Annotated in this window: 18 protein-coding genes and 1 pseudogene; 7 read left to right on the top strand and 12 right to left on the bottom strand. The window is 69.8% G+C overall.

Translation table 11 applies throughout. The features are described from left to right. Window positions 1-4 precede the first annotated feature (4 nt). A complete protein-coding gene (rarD, locus tag ACIQ7Q_RS00570; protein WP_403854730.1) occupies window positions 5-1,096 on the top strand; it encodes an EamA family transporter RarD in 1,092 nt (363 codons plus the stop codon). A gap of 188 nt (window positions 1,097-1,284) precedes the next feature. After that, the gene (locus ACIQ7Q_RS00565; protein WP_403854727.1) at window positions 1,285-2,205 is read left to right on the top strand and encodes a hypothetical protein; all 921 of its coding nucleotides are present in this window, start codon (window positions 1,285-1,287) and stop codon (window positions 2,203-2,205) included. 58 nt (window positions 2,206-2,263) lie between these two features. Here ACIQ7Q_RS00565 and ACIQ7Q_RS00560 read toward each other — a convergent pair whose 3' ends face one another. The 3 genes and pseudogenes from ACIQ7Q_RS00560 to ACIQ7Q_RS00550 form a co-directional block, all read right to left on the bottom strand. Beyond that, window positions 2,264-2,626 (bottom strand): DUF6401 family natural product biosynthesis protein, encoded by a 363-nt coding sequence (locus ACIQ7Q_RS00560; protein ID WP_403854724.1) that lies wholly within the window; start codon window positions 2,624-2,626, stop codon window positions 2,264-2,266. Between the two features lie 271 nt (window positions 2,627-2,897). Beyond that, window positions 2,898-3,293, bottom strand: a pseudogene (locus tag ACIQ7Q_RS00555) (SRPBCC domain-containing protein). Then, on the bottom strand, window positions 3,290-3,874 hold the full coding sequence (locus ACIQ7Q_RS00550) for a CGNR zinc finger domain-containing protein (RefSeq protein WP_403856375.1): 585 nt from the start codon (window positions 3,872-3,874) through the stop codon (window positions 3,290-3,292). The pseudogene ACIQ7Q_RS00555 and the gene ACIQ7Q_RS00550 overlap by 4 nt, the downstream one beginning before the upstream one ends. 52 nt (window positions 3,875-3,926) lie before the next feature. Between ACIQ7Q_RS00550 and ACIQ7Q_RS00545 the strand changes: the two genes are divergently transcribed. Further along, complete coding sequence (locus ACIQ7Q_RS00545; protein ID WP_403854721.1) at window positions 3,927-4,376, top strand: VOC family protein; 450 nt, start codon at window positions 3,927-3,929, stop codon at window positions 4,374-4,376. 320 nt (window positions 4,377-4,696) lie between these two features. Then, window positions 4,697-6,022, top strand: coding sequence for a M28 family metallopeptidase (locus tag ACIQ7Q_RS00540; RefSeq protein WP_403854719.1), 1,326 nt, complete (start codon window positions 4,697-4,699; stop codon window positions 6,020-6,022). A gap of 198 nt (window positions 6,023-6,220) precedes the next feature. On the opposite strand, the gene ACIQ7Q_RS00535 is transcribed toward ACIQ7Q_RS00540, so the two are convergent. Both ACIQ7Q_RS00535 and ACIQ7Q_RS00530 read right to left on the bottom strand, forming a co-directional pair. After that, a complete protein-coding gene (locus ACIQ7Q_RS00535) occupies window positions 6,221-7,447 on the bottom strand; it encodes an outer membrane lipoprotein carrier protein LolA (protein ID WP_403854716.1) in 1,227 nt (408 codons plus the stop codon). 160 nt (window positions 7,448-7,607) lie between these two features. Next, entirely contained in the window at window positions 7,608-8,618 is a 1,011-nt protein-coding gene (locus ACIQ7Q_RS00530; RefSeq protein ID WP_403854713.1) for a polyprenyl synthetase family protein, read from the bottom strand. A gap of 278 nt (window positions 8,619-8,896) precedes the next feature. Between ACIQ7Q_RS00530 and ACIQ7Q_RS00525 the strand changes: the two genes are divergently transcribed. The 3 genes from ACIQ7Q_RS00525 (at window position 8,897) to ACIQ7Q_RS00515 (ending at window position 13,395) form a co-directional block, all read left to right on the top strand. Next, the gene (locus tag ACIQ7Q_RS00525; RefSeq protein WP_403854710.1) at window positions 8,897-10,915 is read left to right on the top strand and encodes a CocE/NonD family hydrolase; all 2,019 of its coding nucleotides are present in this window, start codon (window positions 8,897-8,899) and stop codon (window positions 10,913-10,915) included. A gap of 216 nt (window positions 10,916-11,131) precedes the next feature. Further along, entirely contained in the window at window positions 11,132-12,358 is a 1,227-nt protein-coding gene (fahA, locus tag ACIQ7Q_RS00520; RefSeq protein ID WP_403854707.1) for a fumarylacetoacetase, read from the top strand. Window positions 12,359-12,618: 260 nt separating this feature from the next. Beyond that, window positions 12,619-13,395: a DUF4190 domain-containing protein gene (locus ACIQ7Q_RS00515; RefSeq protein ID WP_403854704.1), complete on the top strand. Its 777-nt coding sequence runs from the start codon at window positions 12,619-12,621 to the stop codon at window positions 13,393-13,395. Window positions 13,396-13,458: 63 nt separating this feature from the next. Here the strand turns inward: ACIQ7Q_RS00515 and nuoN are convergent, their stop codons facing one another. From nuoN to nuoH, 7 genes are read right to left on the bottom strand one after another with little or no spacing between them, the layout of a single operon-like run. Further along, window positions 13,459-15,114, bottom strand: a complete 1,656-nt coding sequence (gene nuoN / locus ACIQ7Q_RS00510) for an NADH-quinone oxidoreductase subunit NuoN (RefSeq protein WP_403854701.1) — start codon at window positions 15,112-15,114, stop codon at window positions 13,459-13,461. Continuing rightward, window positions 15,111-16,697: an NADH-quinone oxidoreductase subunit M gene (locus ACIQ7Q_RS00505; RefSeq protein WP_403854698.1), complete on the bottom strand. Its 1,587-nt coding sequence runs from the start codon at window positions 16,695-16,697 to the stop codon at window positions 15,111-15,113. Before ACIQ7Q_RS00505 ends, nuoN begins: the two co-directional genes overlap by 4 nt. Window position 16,698: 1 nt before the next feature. Further along, window positions 16,699-18,642, bottom strand: a complete 1,944-nt coding sequence (nuoL, locus tag ACIQ7Q_RS00500) for an NADH-quinone oxidoreductase subunit L (protein ID WP_403854695.1) — start codon at window positions 18,640-18,642, stop codon at window positions 16,699-16,701. Window positions 18,643-18,657: 15 nt separating this feature from the next. Further along, on the bottom strand, window positions 18,658-18,957 hold the full coding sequence (gene nuoK / locus ACIQ7Q_RS00495) for an NADH-quinone oxidoreductase subunit NuoK (protein WP_069927518.1): 300 nt from the start codon (window positions 18,955-18,957) through the stop codon (window positions 18,658-18,660). Beyond that, window positions 18,954-19,793 carry an NADH-quinone oxidoreductase subunit J gene (locus tag ACIQ7Q_RS00490; RefSeq protein WP_403854691.1) on the bottom strand — a complete coding sequence of 280 codons (840 nt, stop codon included), beginning with the start codon at window positions 19,791-19,793 and terminating at the stop codon, window positions 18,954-18,956. Before ACIQ7Q_RS00490 ends, nuoK begins: the two co-directional genes overlap by 4 nt. Beyond that, window positions 19,790-20,452: an NADH-quinone oxidoreductase subunit NuoI gene (nuoI, locus tag ACIQ7Q_RS00485; protein WP_403854688.1), complete on the bottom strand. Its 663-nt coding sequence runs from the start codon at window positions 20,450-20,452 to the stop codon at window positions 19,790-19,792. Before nuoI ends, ACIQ7Q_RS00490 begins: the two co-directional genes overlap by 4 nt. Continuing rightward, a complete protein-coding gene (gene nuoH, locus ACIQ7Q_RS00480) occupies window positions 20,415-21,812 on the bottom strand; it encodes an NADH-quinone oxidoreductase subunit NuoH (RefSeq protein WP_403854685.1) in 1,398 nt (465 codons plus the stop codon). Before nuoH ends, nuoI begins: the two co-directional genes overlap by 38 nt. Between the last annotated feature and the right edge of the window lie 41 nt (window positions 21,813-21,853).

Here is a 21,853-nt window from a genome sequence, read left to right as displayed (position 1 = left end):
GCCAGTGAAGTCGCAGAACGAACAGCGGGCAGGGCTGCTGTACGGGATCGGCGCCTACGGGATGTGGGGGCTGGTCCCCCTTTTCTGGCCGCTGCTCAAACCGTCCGGCGCCGGCGAGATCCTCGCCCACCGGATGGTGTGGTCACTGGCCGTCGTGGGGGTCGCGCTGCTCGCGCTCAGGCAGTGGGGCTGGATCCGCGAACTGCTGCGCAGCCCCCGGAAGCTGGGCCTGATAGCCGTCGCCGCTACGGTGATCACCGTCAACTGGGGCGTCTACATCTGGGCCGTGAACTCGGGCCATGTCGTCGAGGCCTCGCTGGGCTACTTCATCAACCCGCTGGTCACGATCGCCATGGGTGTCCTGCTGCTCAAGGAACGGCTGCGGACGGCCCAATGGGCGGCCGTCGCCATCGGCTTCGCGGCCGTGCTGGTCCTGGCGATCGGCTACGGCAGGCCGCCGTGGATCTCGCTGACGCTCGCGTTCTCGTTCGCGATCTACGGTCTGGTGAAGAAGAAGGTCAACATCGGCGGCCTGGAGTCGCTGGCGGCCGAGACCGCGATCCAGTTCCTGCCGGCCCTCGCCTTCCTGCTCTGGCTCGGCGCCGACGGCACGGCGACCTTCGGAGCGCACGGAGCCGGGCATGCCGCGCTGCTCGCCGCGACGGGCATCGTGACGGCCGCGCCACTGGTCTGCTTCGGGGCGGCGGCGATCCGAGTGCCACTGTCCACTCTGGGGCTGCTGCAGTACCTGGCGCCGGTGTTCCAGTTCGCGCTGGGCATCCTGTACTTCCGTGAGGCGATGCCCGCCGAGCGGTGGGCCGGGTTCGCGCTGGTGTGGCTGGCGCTGTCGTGCCTGACGTGGGACGCGCTGCGCACCGCCCGCCGGAACAAGGCGGAGGCACTGCGGCTCGCCGCCCGGGCCGCAGCCTCGGGCGCGGGGCCGCTGACGACGCCGACATCCGCATCGGTGCCGACAGGGCCGACGGCGACGACAGGACCCGGGACGGTGGCCACAGGCGCCCAGGCTGCCGCTCCCGCCGCCGCGACCGCCGACGGCACGCCGCGCAACGAACCCCAGACGGAGCCCACCGGCTGACCGACGGGCGGGCGAGCACACCTGGCGCCGCACCACGCGCTCGCCACGCCCGACAGGACGCAATTTCCACTCGAACAGCTCAGCCCCGCCTCTGGGCGCAGGCCGCCATTGGGCCAACGGTGTTACCCCGGAAGTCCAGGCCCCGGTCGCACGGACCGCGTCGGCCCAAAGAGTGGAGCGAGTGCGTCATGGCTCAACACCTCGCACTAACGGTCGACTTCGGTCAAGGCTTCAGCGCCGCGTGGACGGCCGTGGCCAGGTTCATCCCGAAGTTCATCGCTTTCGTGGCGATCCTGATCATCGGCTGGTTCGTCGCCAAGCTGATCGCCAAGGCCGCCGATCGCCTGCTGCGCAAGGTGGGCTTCGAGCGGATGGCCGAGCGCAGCGGCATATCGAACACCCTCGGAGGGTCGAAATACGACGCCACCGGGATCATCAGCAAGATTCTCTTCTACGCGGTCATGCTGATCGCGCTCCAGCTGGGCTTCGGTGTCTTCGGCCCCAACCCGATCAGCACGATGATCAACGGGATCGTCTCCTGGATCCCGAAGGCGATCGTCGCCTGCGTCATCGTCGTCGTGGCCATGGCCATCGCGCGCGCGGCCCGCGACATCATCCAGGGAGCACTGGGTCAGACGTCCTACGGCCGTGTCCTCGCCACCGTGGCCTGGGGCTTCATTGTGGCGCTCGGTGTGATCGCCGCCCTCAGCCAGGCCGAGATCGCCACCTCGGTCACCGGCCCGGTGCTCACGGCCGTGCTCGCCGCCATGGCGGGCATCCTGATCGTCGGCGTGGGCGGCGGGCTCATCAATCCGATGCGCGAACGCTGGGAGCGCTGGCTCGCGACCGCCGAGGCGGAATCGGGCCGCGCCAAGGACACCGTCACCGCCTACCAGCGAGGGCGTGCGGACGCGGCAGCGGGCCAGCCCGTCACGGAGCGCCAACCCGGACGCACCGGCGGCAGGACGGGCCGTGCGGGCGGCGGCCGGGACATGGGCCGGGGCCAGGGCATGGGACGCGGACGCGACATGGGCCGCGGCGGAGACACGGGCCGCGGGCGCGACACCGATGAAGGCCCTCCCCTGGGGAACGGCCGGGATCCCATGTGACGTGGCGGCGGGTCACGACGAACCGGCCGGTGCCTGTCACCGGCCGGTTCGGTCCTGTTCAGACCGCGAGCAGATCGTGCTCGCGGATCAGCCAGCAGACCGCCGTCAGCCGCAGCGTCGCGAAGTCGTAGCCGACCGGCTCGGACCAGTCGATCTCCGAGAGCCAGTCGGTGAAGCCGAGGACGTAGTCGGCAAGGTCCTCGCGCCGCAGCGCGTCGATCGCCTCCGGGCGACCGACGTCTCCGGGCCGGCGGGGTGCGGGCACCAGCGGCACGAGAGCGTCCCGCACGGCCGCCGCATGCTGGTCGACGGCCGCGACAAGCCCCGGCTCGAAGGAGAACTCCACGAGCCGGGGCATGTACGTGGCGACCACACCGACCAGCGGGCAGCCGGGCGGCCCGCCGGGGGGCAAAACGTCCATCCCACCACGTTAAGCCGGGAACGGGCAGCTCAGGACGTGACGTTGGTCGCATAACGCCCACGCTGTCGGGCGGGTATGCCCCGCCCCGGTCAGCCCTGTCGCGCCACGGGGACTTCACCGTCCGCCCCTTCGCCGCGCCGTCGCACGAGACCGCCGCGGCCTGCGCCGCGTAGGAGGCCAGGACGCCAGACGGCAGAGGAGGCGGAGGAAACGCAGCGGAGGAGGCGCAGCCGGCGGGCGCCCGCTGAGTCGCCGGCGGACGCCGGCCGGCTCAGTCCAGCCCGAGCGCGGCCTTCAGCTCGGCCGCCACCGCCTGCCAATACGCCCTGCGGCGCTCGCGCTCCCGGGCGTCGGCGAGATGTTCCTGGTGGAAGCGGAGCACGGTGCCCTGCCCCGAACGAGCCGGGGAGACGGCGACCTGCACGACGCTCGCGCCGCAGGTCAGCCGGATCCGGTCGCCGGGCCGGTAACTGCGGATCTCGCCGGTGAGACCGTCGGCGGTCCGGTACGTCTCGCCCTTCGCGGTGGGCAGTCGGACACCGCTCCCGAGTCAGATCGCGACACCCTCGGCGCTCGCGACGAAGTCCCATACCGTCGCGGGCGGCAGGGGCAGGGTCCTGGAGACGCCGATCTCCCAGCCCGCGTCCTTCGTCAGTCCGGTGGTCATGTTTCGTCCCCCTCGAGATGTCGGGCGCGGTGCGCCCGCACCTTGTTGCGGTTGCCGCACCTCTCCATCGCGCACCAGCGGCGGCGGCCCGGGCGTGAGGTGTCGACGAAGAGCAACTGGCAGTCGTGAGAGCAGCATTCGCGGACGCGGTCGGCGTAGGGGCCGGTGAAGAGGTCCACGGCGTCCCGCGCAACGGTCGAGAGCATCTGCCGCGCGGTCGCGCCGGGCACCCACTCCCGTGATCCGTCCACGGTGATGCGGGCCACCAGGGGCGCAGCCGCGGCCGCCGCGTTGACCAAGGACACATCGGCCGGGTCCGCGTCATCGCCGTGCGCCCGGGTGGAGGCCACCCCCCACAGGGCGTCCCGCAGCGCCCGGGCGGCGGTCACGTCCGCCGGGTCGGCCGTCAGCCGCAGACCGGCGGGCAGCCGGCTGTCGGCGACCCAGCGCAGCAGCGCGGCCGGACCGTCCAGGACCTCGTACGCGGCGAGTCTTCCGGGGCCGCCGGTGGTGAGCAGCTCCAGACACAGCGCGCCCGGGTCGAAGCGGAAGGACCCGCCCGACGGCGGATGGAGCAGCATGCCCGGCGTGTCCATTGCAACCCTCGTCACGTAACCACTATAACCGGTTTCCATGACTCTGCACTGGAAGCTCGTGATCGACGCGATCGACCCGCACGCCCAGGCGGACTTCTGGGCGAAAGCGCTCGGATACCTGGTCGAGGACAACAGCCCCTTGATCGAGCAGCTCCTCGCGCACGGCGCGGCGCCGCCCGAGGCGACCGTGGAATCACACGGCCGACGGGCCTGGCGCGATCTGGTCGCGGTCCGGCATCCGGACGACGCCCATGACGAGCGGACCGGCACGGGGCTCGGGCGTCGGCTGCTGTTCCACCGGGTGCCGGAGGTGAAGACGGGAAAGAACCGGCTGCATATCGACTTGCACACGGCTCCCGGCGACATGGAGGCCGAGACCGCGAGGCTGGAGGCGCTGGGGGCGGCGGTGCTGGGCCGGGTGAGGGAGCCGGGCGGCACCTGGGTCGTGATGGCCGACCCCGAGGGAAACGAGTTCTGCGTGCACTAGGAGTGCCCGCCGGGCCTCGCCGTCCACCCGGGGAGGTGGTCCGCGGCCGACCGGCGCGTGCGATCGCAAGGCGCCCAAGGGCCCGAGTAGCGGCGCTACTTGGGCCCTTGGGCAATGCAGGCACGGGGCACCTCGTCCGCAATACGAACGGCCATGACCGATTTCCGCCCTTGACGGTGAGTCAAACTCTCACGAACATCAGCACGCACCACGCACACGCATCCGCACTGCGCACAGCAAGCTCCAGCGCCCCGGGCACCGCCGAACCGGGGCGTCATGCACGTTCCGTCCCTTCCCCATACGGAATCCGGAGCCCCCACATGAGACTCTCCGTTCCCAGACATGCCGCTGCGGTCGCGGCGTTCGCCCTGGCAGGGCTGCTCGCGTCCGGCGCACCCACGGCATCCGCAGCACCGGCGGCGCCGACGGCACCCGTGTCCGCCCTCGCCGCACCCGACCTACCGCTCGCGAACGTCAAGGCACACCTCAGTCAGTTCCAGACGATCGCCACCAGCAACGGCGGCAACCGCGCCCACGGCAGGGCCGGTTACAAAGCCTCCCTCGACTACGTGAAGGCCAAGCTCGACGCGGCCGGATTCACCACGTCCGTCCAGCAGTTCACCTCCAGCGGCGCCACCGGCTACAACCTGATAGCCGACTGGCCCGGCGGCGACGTCAATCAGACGGTGATGGCCGGAGCCCACCTCGACTCCGTCAGCTCCGGTCCCGGCATCAACGACAACGGCTCCGGATCCGCCGCCGTGCTCGAGACCGCGCTCGCCGTCTCGCGCGCACAGCTCCAGCCCGCGAAGCATCTGCGCTTCGGCTGGTGGGGCGCGGAGGAGCTGGGCCTGGTCGGCTCGAAGTACTACGTGAACAGCCTGCCGTCCACGGAGCGTTCGAAGATCTCGGGCTATCTGAACTTCGACATGATCGGCTCGTCGAACCCGGGCTACTTCGTCTACGACGACGACCCGGTGATCGAGCAGACCTTCAAGGACTACTTCGCCGGGATCGGCGTCCCCACCGAGATCGAGACCGAGGGCGACGGCCGCTCCGACCACGCGTCGTTCAAGAACGTCGGCATACCGGTCGGCGGCCTGTTCACCGGGGCGAGCCGCACGAAGTCCAGTGCTCAGGCCCAGATGTGGGGCGGCACGGCCGGCCAGGCCTTCGACCGCTGCTACCACTCCTCGTGCGACACGACCTCGAACATCAACGACACCGCCCTGGACCGCAACAGCGACGCGATCGCCCACGCCGTCTGGACCCTGTCGACGGGCACCACCGTCCCGCCCGGTGACGCGTACGAGACCACCGCCGACGTCACCGTCCCGGACGCCGGCGCCGCCGTCACGTCCACCGTCACCGTCTCCGGCCGCAGCGGAAACGCCCCCGCCGCGCTCAAGGTAGGCGTGGACATCAAGCACACCTGGCGCGGCGACCTGGTGGTCGATCTGCTGGCACCGGACGGCACCGCGTACCGGCTGAAGAACTCGAGCGGCAGCGACTCGGCCGACAACGTCATCACCACCTACACCGTGGACGCGTCCGCCGAGACGGCAAACGGCGCCTGGAAGCTGCGCGTTCAGGACGTGGCGCGTTACGACACGGGTTACATCGACAGTTGGAAGCTGACCTTCTAGCGGTTCACCGCTCCCTCACCGCCGACTGCATGCGTGTACATATACCGCACACGCATGTAGTCAGTGTCGCCCGGCCGGTCACGGCCGGCGCCCGCCCGGTCGGCCGTCCGCCCCGTCGTCAAGGAGCTACGACGGGGCGGAGGCGGGCCCAGCGGGCAGTCGGCCGGCTGTCGCGCGGCCCGGTCACCTGTCGGCGTTCTACTTGTCGGCGTTCGCGGCCTTCACCAGGGCGTCCTTGGTCACGGCTCCGACGTAGACCGTGCCGTCGTCCGTCATCAGGGCGTTGACCAGGCGCGTCTTGAAGACCGTGCCGGAGCCGAACTTCCCCTCGACCTTGTCGCCCAGGGCGTCGAGGAACTGCTGCGCCTCTGGCGGCGCGTCTCCCTCACCGCCCTTGCCGCCGTCGAGGCCCTTGCCGCCCTGCCCCTCGATCTTGGCGATGGAGGTCCAGCCCTCACCGATCACGTTCAGGCCGTCGAAGCCCTCCAAACCCTTGAAGCCCTCGGACTCCTCGGGTGCCTTCCGGTGCGCCTCCTCGTCGGCCTCCGTGACCTTCGCTCCCTTGGGCGGGGCGAAGTCGAACGTCGAGGCCGCCGGCTTCGAGAAGTCGACCTTGGTGAAGCCCGCGTCGATCACGGCCTTGCCGCCGCTGCTCGGGGTGAGCGTGAACTTCAGCGGCACGCCGTTCTCCGCGTCCACCGCGACGGTGATCGAACCGACCGTCGAGCCGCCCTGCTTGGGCTTGACGACCAGCTTGTACGCGTCACGGCCGGCCACCTGGGAGGTGCCGCCGACGGTGATGGAGGTGGTGTCGTCCGCGGCCTTCAGCACCTCGTCCGCCAGGTCCTTGGGCGTGGTGGGCAGGTCCTCGGGGGCCTCGCGGTCCTTGCCGTCCTTGCCGTCGCGCTGTCCGTCGTCCTTGGCGTGGTAGACCTCGTTCGAGGCGCTGTCGTACCCCCATACCTCGTCGCCGTTGTGGATGAGGCTGTATTCGGAGGAGTCCTCGAGGATGGACACCTTCTGCCGGTCGGGGCCGTCGGCCGCTATCCGCAGGGTGTGGGTGCCGGTCGCGAGTCCGCTCAGCTTGGAGTCCGGGGCGGCGGAGGAGCCCTCGCCGTCCCCGCCCTCGCCGCCGCCGAGCGAACCGGCCAGCCCGTCGAGAGCCGGAAGGCCGAGGTCGGTGCTGATCTTCACCGTGCCGGAGAGCTGCTGGGTGTCCGACGCGGCCATCTTCTCGATGAGCTGCTGCGCGCTGATCTTCGGCAGATCCGGGTCACCCGAGGCAGCGAGCGCCGGGACGAGCCCGATGGTCGCAGCCGCCACGCCGGCCACCGCCACCGGGACGATGTAGCGGGCGGCCTTGCGCTGGCCCGCTGCGAGGTCCTTGGCCTCTTCGGTGGTCTGTGCGCTGTCGTTCGGTGCCATGGTGTGCCCTACCTCCGTGGTTGTCAGGGGTGGTGCTCTCCATATGACCAAACGGGCCGCCAAGAAGCGTCAGACCGCGGGTGCAACTTGACGTACCCCTCTGGGATGAGATCCGGGGCCGGCAACTCACCCGCCCCGTAGGGGTCCAGGGCGCGCCGGATCAGCCGGCGCGGTGGACCACTGCGTCGCACAGCTCCGCCAGCGCGGTCTTGGCCGAGCAGTCCGGCAGCGGGGCGAGCATCGCCCGCGCCTCCTGGGCGTACCGCACGGTGTCCCTGCGGGCCTGCTCCAGCGCCGGGTGCTCGCGCAGCCTGCGCAGCGCCTCCGCGTGCCGGGCGTCGTCCGTCAGGTCCCCGTCGAGGAGCGCGACGAGCTCCAGGTCCTCCGGGCGCCCGTGCTCCTGAGCCTGGGCGCGCAGCCGCAGCACCGGCAGGGTCGGAACGCCTTCCCGAAGGTCGGTGCCGGGCGTCTTGCCGGACTCGTGCGAATCGGACGCGATGTCGAGCACGTCGTCGGCGAGCTGGAAGGCCACGCCGAGCCGCTCGCCGTACTGGGTGAGGGTCTCCACGATCCTCTCGTCGGCGCCGGACATCATCGCGCCGAAGCGGACGGAGACGGCGACCAGCGAGCCGGTCTTCCCGGCGAGGACGTCGAGGTAGTGGTCCACCGGGTCGCGGCCGTCGCGCGGTCCCGCGGTCTCCAGGATCTGGCCGGTCACCAGCCGTTCGAACGCCTCCGCCTGGATGCGTACGGCCTCCGGGCCGAGGTCGGCCAGGATGTGCGAGGCGCGCGCGAACAGGAAGTCGCCGGTCAGCACCGCCACGGAATTGCCCCAGTGGACGTTCGCGCTGTCGACGCCGCGGCGCACTTCGGCCTCGTCCATGACGTCGTCGTGGTACAGCGTCGCCAGATGCGTGAGCTCGACGACCACGGCGGAGGGGACGATGCCGGGCGCGTACGGGTCGCCGAACCGGGCCGCCAGCATCACGAGCAGCGGCCGGAAACGCTTGCCGCCCGCGCGCACCAGGTGCTGCGCGGCCTCGGTGATGAACGGGACCTCGCTCTTGGTGGCATCGAGCAGGCCCGCCTCGACAGCCGACAACCCGGTCTGGACATCGGCCTCAAGAGCCTGGTCCCGCACGCTCAGCCCGAACGGCTCGACGACGGTCACGAGGGAGTCTCCTGTCTGCTGACGATCACGCGGATTGTCGATGTGTCGCTGGATTCACTCAAGTCAGCGTATCCGGTCCTCTTTCGATCGCCATGAGCGCCTTCCTGCCGCCGCCGGTATGTTCTCTTCCACCCCTGTTGAACAAAGGTGTGCGCTTTGTCAGGACCGACGACGGCACCTTCGCCGCCTTCGCCGAAGCCCGCAGGACCCCGTCCGCCGAGGCCGCCCGCGGGCTTGACCCGAACGAGAGGCCACCGGTCCGCCGGAAGGTTGCCGCAATGCGCGTCCGTACCGATCTCCCGTACGAGACCGTCCACGAGGACGTCCGTGTCCCGCTCGCGGACGGCACCCGGCTGTACGCCCGGATCTGGCGGCCACTGACCGAGGAACCCGTCCCCGCACTGCTCGAGTACCTTCCGTTCCGGCTCAGTGACCGGACCGCGGCCCTCGACCGACAACGCCACCCCTGGTACGCGGGCCACGGTTACGCCTCCGTGCGGGTCGACGTGCGCGGCCACGGCAACAGCGAGGGCCTCCCGGGCGATGAGTGCGACGACACCGAGCTGTCGGACGGGGTGGAGGTCGTCGGGTGGCTGGCACGGCAGCCGTGGTGCACCGGCCGGGTCGGCATGTTCGGTATCGCCTGGGGCGGATACAACTCGCTGCGGATCGCGGGCCTCGCGCCCGAGCCCCTGAAGGCGGTCGTCACCGTCTGCGCGCCCGTCGACCGGTACGACGGCACGCACTACATGGGCGGATCGGTCCTCGCCGTCGGCATGCCCGCCTGGGCCGCCACCCTGCTCGCCTTCACCGCCCGGCCCCCGGACCCGCGGTACGTGGGCGAGGAGTGGCGGGCGATGTGGCTGCGGCGGCTCGAGTCGGTCGAGCCCCTCCTCCACACCTGGCTCGCCCACCAGCTGCGCGACGACTACTGGAAGCACGGCAGCGTGTGCGAGGACTTCTCGGCGATCGACGCGGCGGTTCTCGCCGTGGGCGGCCGGTACGACCCACACCGGGACGCCGTGCTCCGTCTGGTGGAACATCTGCCGTCCGATCGGGTGCGAGGACTGATCGGTCCGTGGTCGCACCAGTACCCCGACCGCGGGCTGCCTCCGGGGCCGGCGATCGGCTTCCTGCAGGAGACCCTGCGGTGGTGGGACCAGCATCTGAAGGACCGGGACACCGGGGTGATGGACGAGCCGTTGCTGCGGTCGTGGATCACCGCGTCGTACCGCCCCGCGCCCCTCCTCCAGGAGCTGCCGGGGCGCTGGGCCGGTGACCCCGCGTGGCCGTCGCCGTACGTCACGCCGACGCCCTACGCGTTCCGGGGCGAGCCGGTCACCGTCCGCTCCCCGCAGCACACCGGCATGGACTCCGGACCCTTCCTCCCCTCCGGCAACGACGCCGACCTCCCCCCTGACCAGCGGGACGAGGACGCCCGCTCGGCGTGCTTCGAGTTCCCCGTAGTCGGGCCGCGGCCGATCGAGATCCTGGGGCGGCCCCGGGTGACGCTGCGGCTGCGCATGGACGTGCCGTACGGCCAGGCCGTCGCCCGGCTCTGCGACGTGGCGCCGGACGGCTCGTCGACCCTGGTCACGCGCGGGGCCCTCAACCTCTCGGCACGCCACGGCCCGGACCGGGCGGACGCGTGGCCGCCGGGCGCCACTGAGGACATCGCCTTCGAGCTGAACGCCGTCGGACACACCTTTCCTCCCGGCCACCGCATCCGGCTCGCGGTCTCCTCCGCGTACTGGCCCTGGATCTGGCCGCAGGCCGACTCTGCCGGTTTCTCCCTGGACCCGGCCGGTTCCGGCCTCGAGCTCCCCGTACGCGACCCCGGCAAGCACCCGGAGGACGCCGGCATCCGCTTCGAGCCGCCCGAACAGTCCGAGCCGCTCGGCGTCAGTTCCCCGGCGACGCTGGACGAGGAGCGCCCGGAGCGGCTGGTTGTCCGGGATGTCGCCAAGGGCGAGTGGCGGCTGGAGGTCGACCCGCGGCACGAGGGGACGCTCATGCATCCCGACGGCCTGGAGTACACCGAGGAAGGCCGGGAGACCTTCACCGTCCAGGAGGACGACCCGCTGTCGGCGCGGACCCGCTCCGACTGGACTATCCGCCTGCACCGGCCCGAACTGGCCTGGGACGTACGGATCGAGACGCGTTCGGAGCTCGCCTGCGACGCGGCGGACTTCATCACGTCGAACGAGGTGGTGTGCAGGGACGGCGACGAGATCGTCTTCCACCGCACCTGGGAGAAACGCTCTCCCCGGGTGCCGGACCGACCGGGGCGGGCGTGACCGGGACGGAGGGCGCGCGTGACCCGGACCGACCGGGGCGCGTGACCCGGACCGATTGGCGCGCATGCCCCGGACCGACCGGGGCGCGTGTGACCAGACTTGAGGGCACGCGTGTGACCCGGATCGACCAGCGCGTGTGATCCTTTAGGCCCTGCCGTGACCCGGGGCTGCCACGTAACGTGTCGTCCACACCCGTGGAAAGCGAGGCAAGCACCGATGCCCGAGCAGAGCCCGCTCGATCTGGCCGAGGGCGATCCCTTCGGCCCGCACAACCTTCCGTACGGCGTCTTCACCACGGCCGACGAACCGGACCGTCGGCGGCTCGGCGTCCGTATCGGGAACCATGTGCTCGACGCCGGCGCCGCCGCGCACGCACTCGGCTCCCCCTACGCCGGTCTGCTGGCCCAGCCGACTCTCAACCCGCTGCTGGCGGCCGGACGCACGGCATGGCGCGATGTGCGCCGCGCGATCACCGCATGGGTGACGGTGCCGGCGCACCGGCCCGACATAGAGCCGCTGCTGCACCCGCTGGGCGCCGTGACGATGCACCTGCCGTACGAGGTCGCGGACTACGTCGACTTCTACGCGAGCGAGCACCACGCCACCAACGTCGGCCGGATCTTCCGCCCGGACGGCGACGCGCTCACCCCCAACTGGAAGCACCTGCCGATCGGTTACCACGGCCGGGCGGGCACGGTCGTCGTCTCCGGCACCGATGTCGTGCGGCCCTCGGGGCAGCGGAAGACGCCCGCCGACGCCGCCCCCGTCTTCGGGCCCTCGGTCAAGCTCGACATCGAGGCCGAGGTCGGCTTCCTCGTCGGCACGCCCTCCGAACTGGGCCGCGCCGTCGCCCTTTCGGACTTCCGCGACCACGTTTTCGGGCTGTTCCTGCTCAACGACTGGTCGGCGCGTGACATCCAGGCCTGGGAGTACGTGCCGCTCGGCCCGTTCCTCGGCAAGTCCTTCGCCACGTCCGTCGCCGCCTGGGTGACCCCGCTGGAGGCGCTGGACGCGGCCAGGACCGCGCCGCCCGCGCGGGACTTCGACCTGCTGCCCTACCTCGACGACTCCGCGGAGGAGGAGCCGGGCGGCTTCGACGTGCGGATCTCGGTGGCGATCAACGGCCAGGTGATCGCGGATCCGCCGTTCGCCACGATGTACTGGACGGCCGCGCAGCAGCTGGCCCACATGACGGTCAACGGCGCCTCGCTCCGCACGGGCGACCTGTACGGCTCCGGGACCGTCAGCGGCCCCGAGGTGAACCAGCGCGGCTCGCTGCTCGAACTCACCTGGAACGGCCGCGACGCCATCGAACTGCCGGAGGGCAAGCGGACGTTCCTGGAGGACGGCGACGAGGTGATCATGACGGCGTGGGCTCCGGGACCGGACGGTGTACGCGTCGGGCTCGGCGAGGTCACCGGACGGATCGTTCCCGCGCGCTGACGCACGGCGTCCGGGATCTCGTGGCCGCCGCGTCCCGCCACGGTCTCAACGAGATCCCGGACGTCCATGCGGGCACCCCCGACGCCAGTAGCGCCGCGCGCTGACACGACCTCTGACCATGGCGAAGGCCCGGCACCCGGGGTGCGGGCCTTCTCGCTGCCCCTGGCGGCCGGGAGACAGCGTGAGACCGGTGTTCGTACTGTCACCGCGTGGCTATAGGTTGCGGATCTCAACCCTCTGCACCAGGAGCGCCGCGCAGCATGTCCATACCCCCGCCACCGCCCTCCGCGGGACCGTACTCACAGCCGGGCCCGTACGGGCCGGGTCAGCCGGGGCCGTACGGCGCCCCGCAGGGCTGGTACCCGCCGCCGCCACGCAAGATGAGCGCCTTGGCCATCGTCGCGTTCGTCCTCTCGCTCGTCTTCCCGTTTCCTCTGCTGCCGCTGATCCTCGGCATCGTCGCCCTCTCCCAGATCCGCCGGAACGGCGAGAAGGGCAAGGGCTTCGCCGTCGCCGCCATCTCCATCCACGGCGCGACGCTCGCTCTGTGGGCCCTGATCGTCGGCCTGGGGGTGTCCGGTGCTTTCGACGACGGTCCCCCGGCGAAGCGCGACAGCGGTGGCCAGGTGACCAGCCCGGGGTCGGAGCAGGTGCAGGACATCCGCAAGGGTGACTGCTTCAACACCAACGACAAGCTGGAGGAGTACGAGAGCGAGGGCGGCGAAGCCGCGTTCTCGGTGAGCATCGTGCCGTGCGGCGAGCCCCACGAGGCCGAGGCGTACGCGGTCTTCGACCTGGAGGACGGGCCGTATCCCGGCGCGGACGAGGTCGTCTCGATCGCCGAGGAGAAGTGCGCCGGCACGCTGCTCACCGACTACGTGGGCGACAACCCGAAGCTCGCGGAATCGCTGGAGGTGTACTACTACCACCCCCAGTCGTCCGGTTGGGCCTTCGGCGACCGCGAGGTCACCTGTTTCCTGGGCGATGCCTCCGGGTCGAGCACCGGGTCCGTACGCGCCACGGGCTCCGGGTCCTGAACACCGCGAAGGTCCGGCCCCTCCCCCGAGGAGAGGCCGGACCTTCGCGGTGGTGGTGGGCCGTCAGCGCACGAACACGCCCGCCTGGCTCGCCAGATCCAGGAAGTACTGCGGTGCCACGCCGAGGACAAGGGTCACCGCGACGCCGACGCCGATCGTCGTCATCGTCAGCGGCGACGGCACGGCCACCGTCGGGCCCTCCGGCTTCGGCTCGCTGAAGAACATGAGCACGATGACCCGGATGTAGAAGAACGCGGCGATCGCCGAGGAGATCACACCGACCACGACCAGGGGGGCCGCGCCGCCCTCGGCCGCCGCCTTGAAGACCGCGAACTTGCCTGCGAAACCCGAGGTGAGCGGGATACCGGCGAAGGCCAGCAGGAATACCGCGAACACCGCCGCCACCAGCGGCGAACGCCGCCCGAGACCCGCCCACTTGGACAAATGCGTCGCCTCGCCGCCCGCGTCGCGCACCAGCGTGACGACGGCGAACGCGCCGATCGTCACGAACGAGTACGCCAGCAGGTAGAAGAGGACGGACGAGACGCCGTCGGGCGTCGTCGCGATCACACCGGCGAGGATGAAGCCGGCGTGGGCGATGGAGGAGTACGCCAGCAGACGCTTGATGTCGGTCTGTGTGATGGCGACGATCGCACCGCCCAGCATGGTGACGATGGCGACCGCCCACATCACGGGCCGCCAGTCCCACGCGAGGCCCGGCAGCACCACGTACAGCAGCCGCAGCAGCGCGCCGAACGCCGCGACCTTGGTGGCCGCGGCCATGAAGCCGGTCACCGGGGTCGGCGCGCCCTGGTAGACGTCCGGGGTCCACATGTGGAACGGCACCGCGCCGACCTTGAACAGCAGACCCATGATGATCATCGCGCCGCCGATCAGCAGCAGCGCGTCGTTGCCCATGGTGTCGGCCAGCGCCGGGTCGATGGTGCGCACGCTGCCCTCGACGACGTCGGCGATCCGCGCGTACGACACCGAGCCCGCGTAGCCGTAGACGAGGGCGATGCCGAACAGCAGGAAGGCCGAGGAGAACGCGCCGAGCAGGAAGTACTTCACCGCGGCTTCCTGCGACATCAGCCGCTTGCGGCGGGCCACGGCGCACAGGAGGTACAGCGGGAGCGAGAAGACCTCGAGCGCGATGAACAGCGTCAGCAGGTCGTTGGCCGCCGGGAAGACCAGCATTCCGGCGATGGCGAAGAGCGCGAGCGGGAACACCTCCGTGGTGGTGAACCCGGCCTTGACCGCTGCCTTCTCGTGCTCGCTGCCGGGGACGGCGGCAGCCTCCGCGGCGAACGAGTCGATGCGGTTGCCGTGGGCCGCCGGGTCGAGCCGGCGCTCGGCGAAGGTGAAGATCGCCACCAGCGAGGCCAGCAGGATGGTGCCCTGCAGGAACAGCGCGGGTCCGTCGACGGCGATGGCACCCATCGCGGCGATGTGCGCCTTGGTGGTGCCGTATCCGCTCGCGGCGAGCCCGACGACCGCCGCGAAGGCGGCGGCGAGCGCGACGACGGTGAGGAACACCTGGGTGTAGTAGCGGGCCCTGCGCGGGACGAAGGCCTCCACGAGGATGCCCACGACAGCCGCGCCGACGACGATCAACGCCGGCGCCAGCTGGGCATACTCGATGTGGGGCGCGGGGATCTTGCCGAGCGGCTCGACCTCCGCGGCCGTTGTCCACAGGCTGTGGACAGCTGTAGGGCTCATTTGGCTGCCTCCACCTCGGGCCGGGGGTCCTTCTTCTGTACGTCGGACATCGTGTGCTCCACGGCCGGGTTGACGATCTCGGTCAGCGGCTTCGGGAACACGCCGAGGAAGATCAGCAGGGCGATCAGCGGTGCGACCACCGCCAGTTCACGCGCCTTGAGGTCCGGCATCTCCCGCACCTCGAGCTTCACCGGACCGGTCATGGTCCGCTGGTAGAGCACGAGGGTGTAAAGGGCGGCGAGCACGATGCCGAGGGTCGCGACGATGCCCGCCACCGGATACACGGCGAACGTGCCGACGAGGACCAGGAATTCACTGACGAAGGGCGCGAGCCCCGGCAGTGACAGAGTGGCGAGCGAGCCGATCAGGAAGGTGCCCGCAAGCACCGGGGCGACCTTCTGCACACCGCCGTAGTCGGCGATGAGCCGCGAGCCGCGCCGCGAGATCAGGAAGCCCGCCACCAGCATCAGCGCCGCCGTGGACAGCCCGTGGTTGACCATGTAGAGCGTCGCACCGGACTGGCCCTGGCTGGTCATCGCGAAGATACCCAGGATGATGAAGCCGAAGTGCGAGATCGACGCGTACGCGATCAGGCGCTTGATGTCCCGCTGGCCGACCGCCAGCAGCGCCCCGTAGACGATGCTGATCAGCGCCAGCACCAGAATGACCGGCGTGGCCCACTTGGACGCCTCCGGGAAGAGCTGGAGGCAGAAGCGCAGCATCGCGAAGGTGCCGACCTTGTCGACGACCGCCGTGATCAGCACGGCGACCGGTGCGGTCGCCTCGCCCATCGCATTGGGCAGCCAGGTGTGCAGCGGCCACAGCGGCGCCTTCACCGCGAAGGCGAAGAAGAAGCCGAGGAACAGCAGCCGCTCGGTGGTGGTCGCCATCTCCAGCGAGCCGGACGCCCGCGCCTCCGCGATCTCGGAGAGCGAGAAGCTGCCCGCGACCACGTACAGCCCGATGACCGCGGCCAGCATGACCAGGCCGCCGACGAGGTTGTAGAGCAGGAACTTCACGGCCGCGTAGGAGCGCTGGGCCGCTGCGTTCTCGTCGGTTCCCGCGTGGGCGCGGTCGCCGAAGCCGCCGATGAGGAAGTACATCGGGATGAGCATGGCTTCGAACAGGATGTAGAAGAGGAAGACGTCGGTGGCCTCGAAGGAGAGGATCACCATCGCCTCGACCATCAGGATCAGGGCGAAGAAGCCCTGAGTCGGCCGCCACCTCGACGACTTCGTCTCGAGGGGGTCGGCGTCGTGCCAGCCGGCGAGGATCACAAACGGGATCAGCAGCGCGGTCAGCGCGATCAGCGCGACGCCGATGCCGTCCACGCCCAGTTCGTAGCGGACGCCGAAGTCGGCGATCCAGGCGTGGGATTCGGTGAGCTGGTAGCGGTCGCCACCCGGTTCGAACCGTACGAACACGATCGCGGCGAGCACGAGCGTGGCCAGCGAGAAGAGCAGCGCCAGCCATTTGGCGGCTGTGCGGCGCGCGGCAGGCACCGCGGCGGTCGCGATGGCGCCGACCGCGGGCAGCACCGCCGTTGCCGTCAGAATCGGGAAGGCTGTGCTTGCAGAAGACATGTCAGACCGCCCTCATCAGCAGGGTCGCGGCGATCAGGATCGCCGTACCGCCGAACATCGAGACCGCGTAGCTGCGGGCATAGCCGTTCTGCAGCTTGCGCAGCCGGCCGGAGAGCCCGCCGAACGAGGCGGCCGTACCGTTCACCACTCCGTCGACCAGGGAGTGGTCGACGTAGACCAGGGACCGGGTGAGGTGCTCGCCGCCGCGGACCAGGACCACATGGTTGAAGTCGTCCTGGAGAAGATCGCGGCGGGCGGCCCGGGTGAGCAGCGAGCCGCGCGGCGCGATGACCGGGACCGGCCTGCGTCCGTACATCAGGTAGGCGATCACGGCGCCGATCAACAGCACGACCATGGTCGCGGTCGTGATGGCCGGCACGCTGATCACCGGGTGCGGATGCTCGAACTCGGTGACCGGGGCGAGCCAGTTGGCGAACCGGTCGCCGATCGAGAAGAAGGCTCCCGCGAAGACCGACCCGAAGGCGAGCACGATCATGGGGATCGTCATCGACTTGGGCGACTCGTGCGGGTGCGGCATCGCACCGGGGGTCACCTCGACGCCCGGCTCGACACTCGCGGCCTTGTCCGGGTCGGGCGCCGGCTGCCAGCGCTTGTCGCCGAAGAAGGTCAGGATCATCACGCGCGTCATGTAGAAGGCGGTGATGCCCGCGCCGAGCAGCGCCACGCCGCCGAAGATCCAGCCGCGGATTCCGTCGTCGTAGGCGAACGCCGCCTCGATGATCTTGTCCTTGGACCAGAAGCCGGACAGGCCCGGGAAGCCGATGATCGCCAGATAGCCGAGGCCGAAGGTGACGAAGGTGATCGGCATGTACTTCCGCAGACCGCCGTACTTCCTCATGTCGACCTCGTCGTTCATGCCGTGCATGACCGAACCGGCGCCGAGGAAGAGCCCGGCCTTGAAGAAGCCGTGCGTCACCAGGTGCATGATCGCGAAGGCGTATCCGATCGGGCCGAGACCGGCCGCGAGGATCATGTAGCCGATCTGCGACATCGTCGAACCGGCCAGTGCCTTCTTGATGTCGTCCTTCGCGCAACCGACGATCGCACCGAACAGGAGCGTGACCGCGCCGACGACGACCACCGCGAGCTGTGCGTCCGGGGCGGCGTTGAAGATCGCGCCGGAACGGACGATCAGATAGACACCGGCGGTCACCATGGTGGCCGCGTGGATGAGGGCGGAGACCGGGGTCGGGCCCTCCATCGCGTCACCGAGCCAGGACTGCAGCGGTACCTGGGCCGACTTGCCGCACGCGGCGAGCAGCAGCATCAGGCCGATGGCCGTCAGCTTGCCTTCACTGGTGTCCCCCGTGGCCGCCAGCACCGGCCCGAAGGCGAAGGTGCCGAAGGTGGTGAACATCAGCATGATCGCGATCGACAGGCCCATGTCGCCGACGCGGTTGACGAGGAACGCCTTCTTCGCGGCCGTCGCCGCGCTGGGCTTGTGCTGCCAGAAGCCGATGAGCAGGTACGAGGCGAGGCCGACGCCCTCCCACCCGACGTACAGCAGCAGATAGTTGTCCGCGACGACCAGCAGGAGCATCGCGGCGAGGAAGAGATTGAGGTAGCCGAAGAAGCGGCGGCGCCGCTCGTCGTGCTCCATGTAGCCGATCGAGTAGATGTGGATCAGCGTGCCCACACCGGTGATCAGCAGGACGAAGGTCATCGACAGCTGGTCGAGCTGGAAGGCGATGTCCGCCTGGAACCCTTCGACGGGGATCCAGCTGAACAGCTTCTGGTGCAGGGCGCGGTCCTCGGCACCCTTGCCGAGCATGTCCGTGAACAGCACGGCGCCGACGACGAAGGAAGCGGCCGCGAGCAGGGTGCCCAGCCAGTGACCGGTCCGGTCGAGGCGGCGTCCGCCGCACAGCAGGACCGCCGCTCCGAGCAGAGGCGCCGCGACGAGCAGCGCAATCAGGTTCTCCACGATTCTTCCGACCCCTTACAGCTTCATCAGGCTGGCGTCGTCGACCGAGGCCGAGTGGCGGGAACGGAACAGCGACACGATGATCGCGAGCCCGACCACGACCTCGGCGGCGGCGACGACCATCGTGAAGAACGCGATGATCTGGCCGTCGAGATTGCCGTGCATCCGGGAGAACGCGACGAACGCGAGGTTGCAGGCGTTGAGCATCAGCTCGACGCACATGAAGACCACGATCGCGTTCCGCCGGATCAGCACTCCCGCCGCGCCGATGGTGAACAGCAGGGCGGCGAGATAGAGGTAGTTGACCGGATTCACCGCTTGGCCTCCTGTCCGTCCCGGTCGTGCTCGTCCCGGTCCCGTCCGAGGCGCTCCTCGGAGCGCTGTTCCAGGGCCTTGAGGTCGTTCAGCGCCTCGCTGGACACGTCGCGGATCTGACCGCGGTCACGCAGCGTCCGGTTGACGCTGAGCTCGGACGGGGTGCCGTCCGGCAGCAGACCGGCGATGTCCACCGCGTTGTGCCGGGCATAGACACCGGGTGCGGGCAGCGGCGGCAGGTGCTTGCCTTCCCGTACGCGCTGCTCGGAGAGTTCGCGCTGGGTCCGGGCGCGCTCGGTGCGCTCCCGGTGCGTGAGCACCATCGCGCCGACGGTCGCGGTGATCAGCAGGGCGCCGGTGATCTCGAAGGCGAAGACGTACTTCGTGAAGATCAGCGCCGCGAGGCCTTCGACATTCCCCCCGCTCGCCGTGTTGGCGGCGCCGAGGCCGTTGAAGTTCTTCAGCGAGGCGTGGCCGATGCCGGCGATCAGAAGGATGCCGAAGCCCAGACCGCAGGCCGCGGCCAGCCAACGCTGGCCCTTCAACGTCTCCTTGAGCGAGTCGGCCGCCGTGACGCCGACCAGCATGACCACGAAGAGGAACAGCATCATGATCGCGCCGGTGTAGACGATGATCTGGACGACACCGAGGAAGTACGCGCCGTTGGCCAGATAGAACACCGCCAGGACGATCATGGTCCCGGCCAGGCAGAGAGCACTGTGCACGGCCCGCTTCATCAGGATCGTGCCCAGGGCCCCGAGGACGGCGATCGTGCCGAGCACCCAGAACTGGACGGCCTCGCCTGTGGAGGTGACGGTGGCGGCGAGGATGCTCATGCGTCGATCACCTTCTTCGACGCCGGCTCGTCCTCGCCGAAGCTCGACTCGCCCTCTTGCGGCTTCTGGTCCTTGGAGACGTCGGCCTGCTGGACGGTGCCCGGCGCGGCCTCCGTCACCAGGCCCCGGTAGTAGTCCTGCTCGTCCATGCCGGGGTAGATCGCGTGCGGCGAGTCGACCATGCCCTCTTCCAGACCGGCGAGCAGCTGCTCCTTGGTGAAGATGAGGTTGGCCCGGCTGGTGTCGGCCAGCTCGAACTCGTTGGTCATCGTCAGCGCGCGCGTCGGGCACGCCTCGATGCACAGTCCGCAGAAGATGCAGCGGGCGTAGTTGATCTGGTAGACGCGGCCGTACCGCTCGCCCGGGGAGTAGCGCTCCTCGTCGGTGTTGTCCGCGCCCTCCACGTAGATCGCGTCCGCCGGGCAGGCCCAGGCGCACAGCTCGCACCCGACGCACTTCTCGAGCCCGTCCGGATGGCGGTTGAGCTGGTGCCGACCGTGGAAGCGCGGCGCCGTGACCTTCTGCTGCTCCGGATACTGCTCGGTCAGCCGCTTCTTGAACATGGCCTTGAAGGTCACGCCGAAGCCGGCAACCGGATTCAGGAACTTGCTCTCGGATTCCTCAGACACCGTCAGCCTCCTTTCCGTCCCGAGGACCATCACTGTCAGTATTGGGTCCACCAGTGACAATCAGTTCGCGCTCCTGGCGAGACCGCCTGCGCGGCACCGGCGGCAACTCCTGTCCGGGCAGCGGCGGTACGGGGAAACCGCCCGCCATCGGATCGAAGGCGGCGGGCTCCGGCTCGGCGGCCCGAGCGGCCTTCTCCTTCTTGCCCCGGAAGATGTCTGCCACGAAGGAGAGCAGCAGCACCGCGATCACCGCGCCGCCGACGTACAGCACGATCTGCTGGAAGTCGTAGTTCTCGTTCCGCAGCGCGCGCACGGTCGCCACCAGCATCAGCCAGACGACGGAGACCGGGATCAGGACCTTCCAGCCGAGCTTCATCAGCTGGTCGTAGCGCACACGGGGCAGCGTGCCGCGCAGCCAGATGAAGAAGAACAGCAGCAGCTGGACCTTGAGGACGAACCAGAGCATCGGCCACCAGCCGTGGTTCGCGCCCTCCCAGAAGGTGGAGATCGGGTACGGCGCCCGCCAGCCGCCCAGGAAGAGCGTCACGGACACGGCGGAGACGGTGACCATGTTGACGTACTCGGCCAGCATGAACATCGCGAACTTGATGGAGCTGTACTCGGTGTTGAAGCCGCCGACCAGGTCGCCCTCGGACTCCGGCATGTCGAACGGGGCACGGTTGGTCTCGCCGACCATCGTGACCACGTAGATGATGAAGGAGACCGGCAGCAGGATGATGAACCAGCGGTCGGCCTGTGCCTCCACGATCGCCGAGGTCGACATCGAGCCGGAGTACAGGAAGACCGACGCGAACGCCGCGCCCATCGCGATCTCGTACGAGATCATCTGCGCGCAGGAACGCAGTCCGCCGAGGAGCGGGTACGTCGAGCCGGACGACCAGCCGGCGAGCACGATGCCGTAGATGCCGACGGAGGCGACCGCGAGGATGTAGAGCATCGCGATCGGCAGGTCCGTCAGCTGCATCGTGGTGCGGTGGCCGAAGATCGATACCTCGTTGCCGGCCGGACCGAACGGGATGACGGCGATCGCCATGAACGCCGGGATCGCGGCGACGATCGGCGCCAGGACGTAGACGACCTTGTCCGCCCGCTTGACGATGACGTCTTCCTTCAGCATCAGCTTGATGCCGTCGGCGAGCGACTGCAGCATGCCCCAGGGGCCGTGGCGGTTGGGGCCGATGCGCAGCTGCATCCAGGCGACGACCTTGCGCTCCCACACGATGGAGAACAGCACGGTCACCATCAGGAACGCGAAGCAGAACACGGCCTTGATGACAACGAGCCACCACGGGTCGCGTCCGAACATCGACAGGTCCTCGAGCGCGAGGACGCTGCGCTGTGCTTCGGCGACATGAGCCAGGGTGGTCATGTGCGCACCTCCGATGCGGGGGTGGCCGGGGCTGCGCCCGG

Source organism: Streptomyces sp. NPDC096176 (assembly GCF_044763255.1).
GTDB lineage: Bacteria > Actinomycetota > Actinomycetes > Streptomycetales > Streptomycetaceae > Streptomyces.
This window is presented reverse-complemented; position numbering and strand designations above follow the sequence as displayed.

What these genes read in the sequence shown, in the direction of transcription:
- ACIQ7Q_RS00565 (WP_403854727.1), top strand. Translation starts at nt 1,285, where the DNA reads ATGGCTCAACACCTCGCACTAACGGTCGACTTCGGTCAAGGCTTCAGC.
- ACIQ7Q_RS00560 (WP_403854724.1), bottom strand. Translation starts at nt 2,626, where the DNA reads ATGGACGTTTTGCCCCCCGGCGGGCCGCCCGGCTGCCCGCTGGTCGGT.
- ACIQ7Q_RS00550 (WP_403856375.1), bottom strand. Translation starts at nt 3,874, where the DNA reads ATGCTGCTCCATCCGCCGTCGGGCGGGTCCTTCCGCTTCGACCCGGGC.
- ACIQ7Q_RS00545 (WP_403854721.1), top strand. Translation starts at nt 3,927, where the DNA reads ATGACTCTGCACTGGAAGCTCGTGATCGACGCGATCGACCCGCACGCC.
- ACIQ7Q_RS00540 (WP_403854719.1), top strand. Translation starts at nt 4,697, where the DNA reads ATGAGACTCTCCGTTCCCAGACATGCCGCTGCGGTCGCGGCGTTCGCC.
- ACIQ7Q_RS00535 (WP_403854716.1), bottom strand. Translation starts at nt 7,447, where the DNA reads ATGGCACCGAACGACAGCGCACAGACCACCGAAGAGGCCAAGGACCTC.
- ACIQ7Q_RS00525 (WP_403854710.1), top strand. Translation starts at nt 8,897, where the DNA reads ATGCGCGTCCGTACCGATCTCCCGTACGAGACCGTCCACGAGGACGTC.
- fahA (WP_403854707.1), top strand. Translation starts at nt 11,132, where the DNA reads ATGCCCGAGCAGAGCCCGCTCGATCTGGCCGAGGGCGATCCCTTCGGC.
- ACIQ7Q_RS00515 (WP_403854704.1), top strand. Translation starts at nt 12,619, where the DNA reads ATGTCCATACCCCCGCCACCGCCCTCCGCGGGACCGTACTCACAGCCG.
- nuoN (WP_403854701.1), bottom strand. Translation starts at nt 15,114, where the DNA reads ATGAGCCCTACAGCTGTCCACAGCCTGTGGACAACGGCCGCGGAGGTC.
- ACIQ7Q_RS00505 (WP_403854698.1), bottom strand. Translation starts at nt 16,697, where the DNA reads ATGTCTTCTGCAAGCACAGCCTTCCCGATTCTGACGGCAACGGCGGTG.
- ACIQ7Q_RS00490 (WP_403854691.1), bottom strand. Translation starts at nt 19,793, where the DNA reads ATGAGCATCCTCGCCGCCACCGTCACCTCCACAGGCGAGGCCGTCCAG.
- nuoI (WP_403854688.1), bottom strand. Translation starts at nt 20,452, where the DNA reads ATGGTCCTCGGGACGGAAAGGAGGCTGACGGTGTCTGAGGAATCCGAG.
- nuoH (WP_403854685.1), bottom strand. Translation starts at nt 21,812, where the DNA reads ATGACCACCCTGGCTCATGTCGCCGAAGCACAGCGCAGCGTCCTCGCG.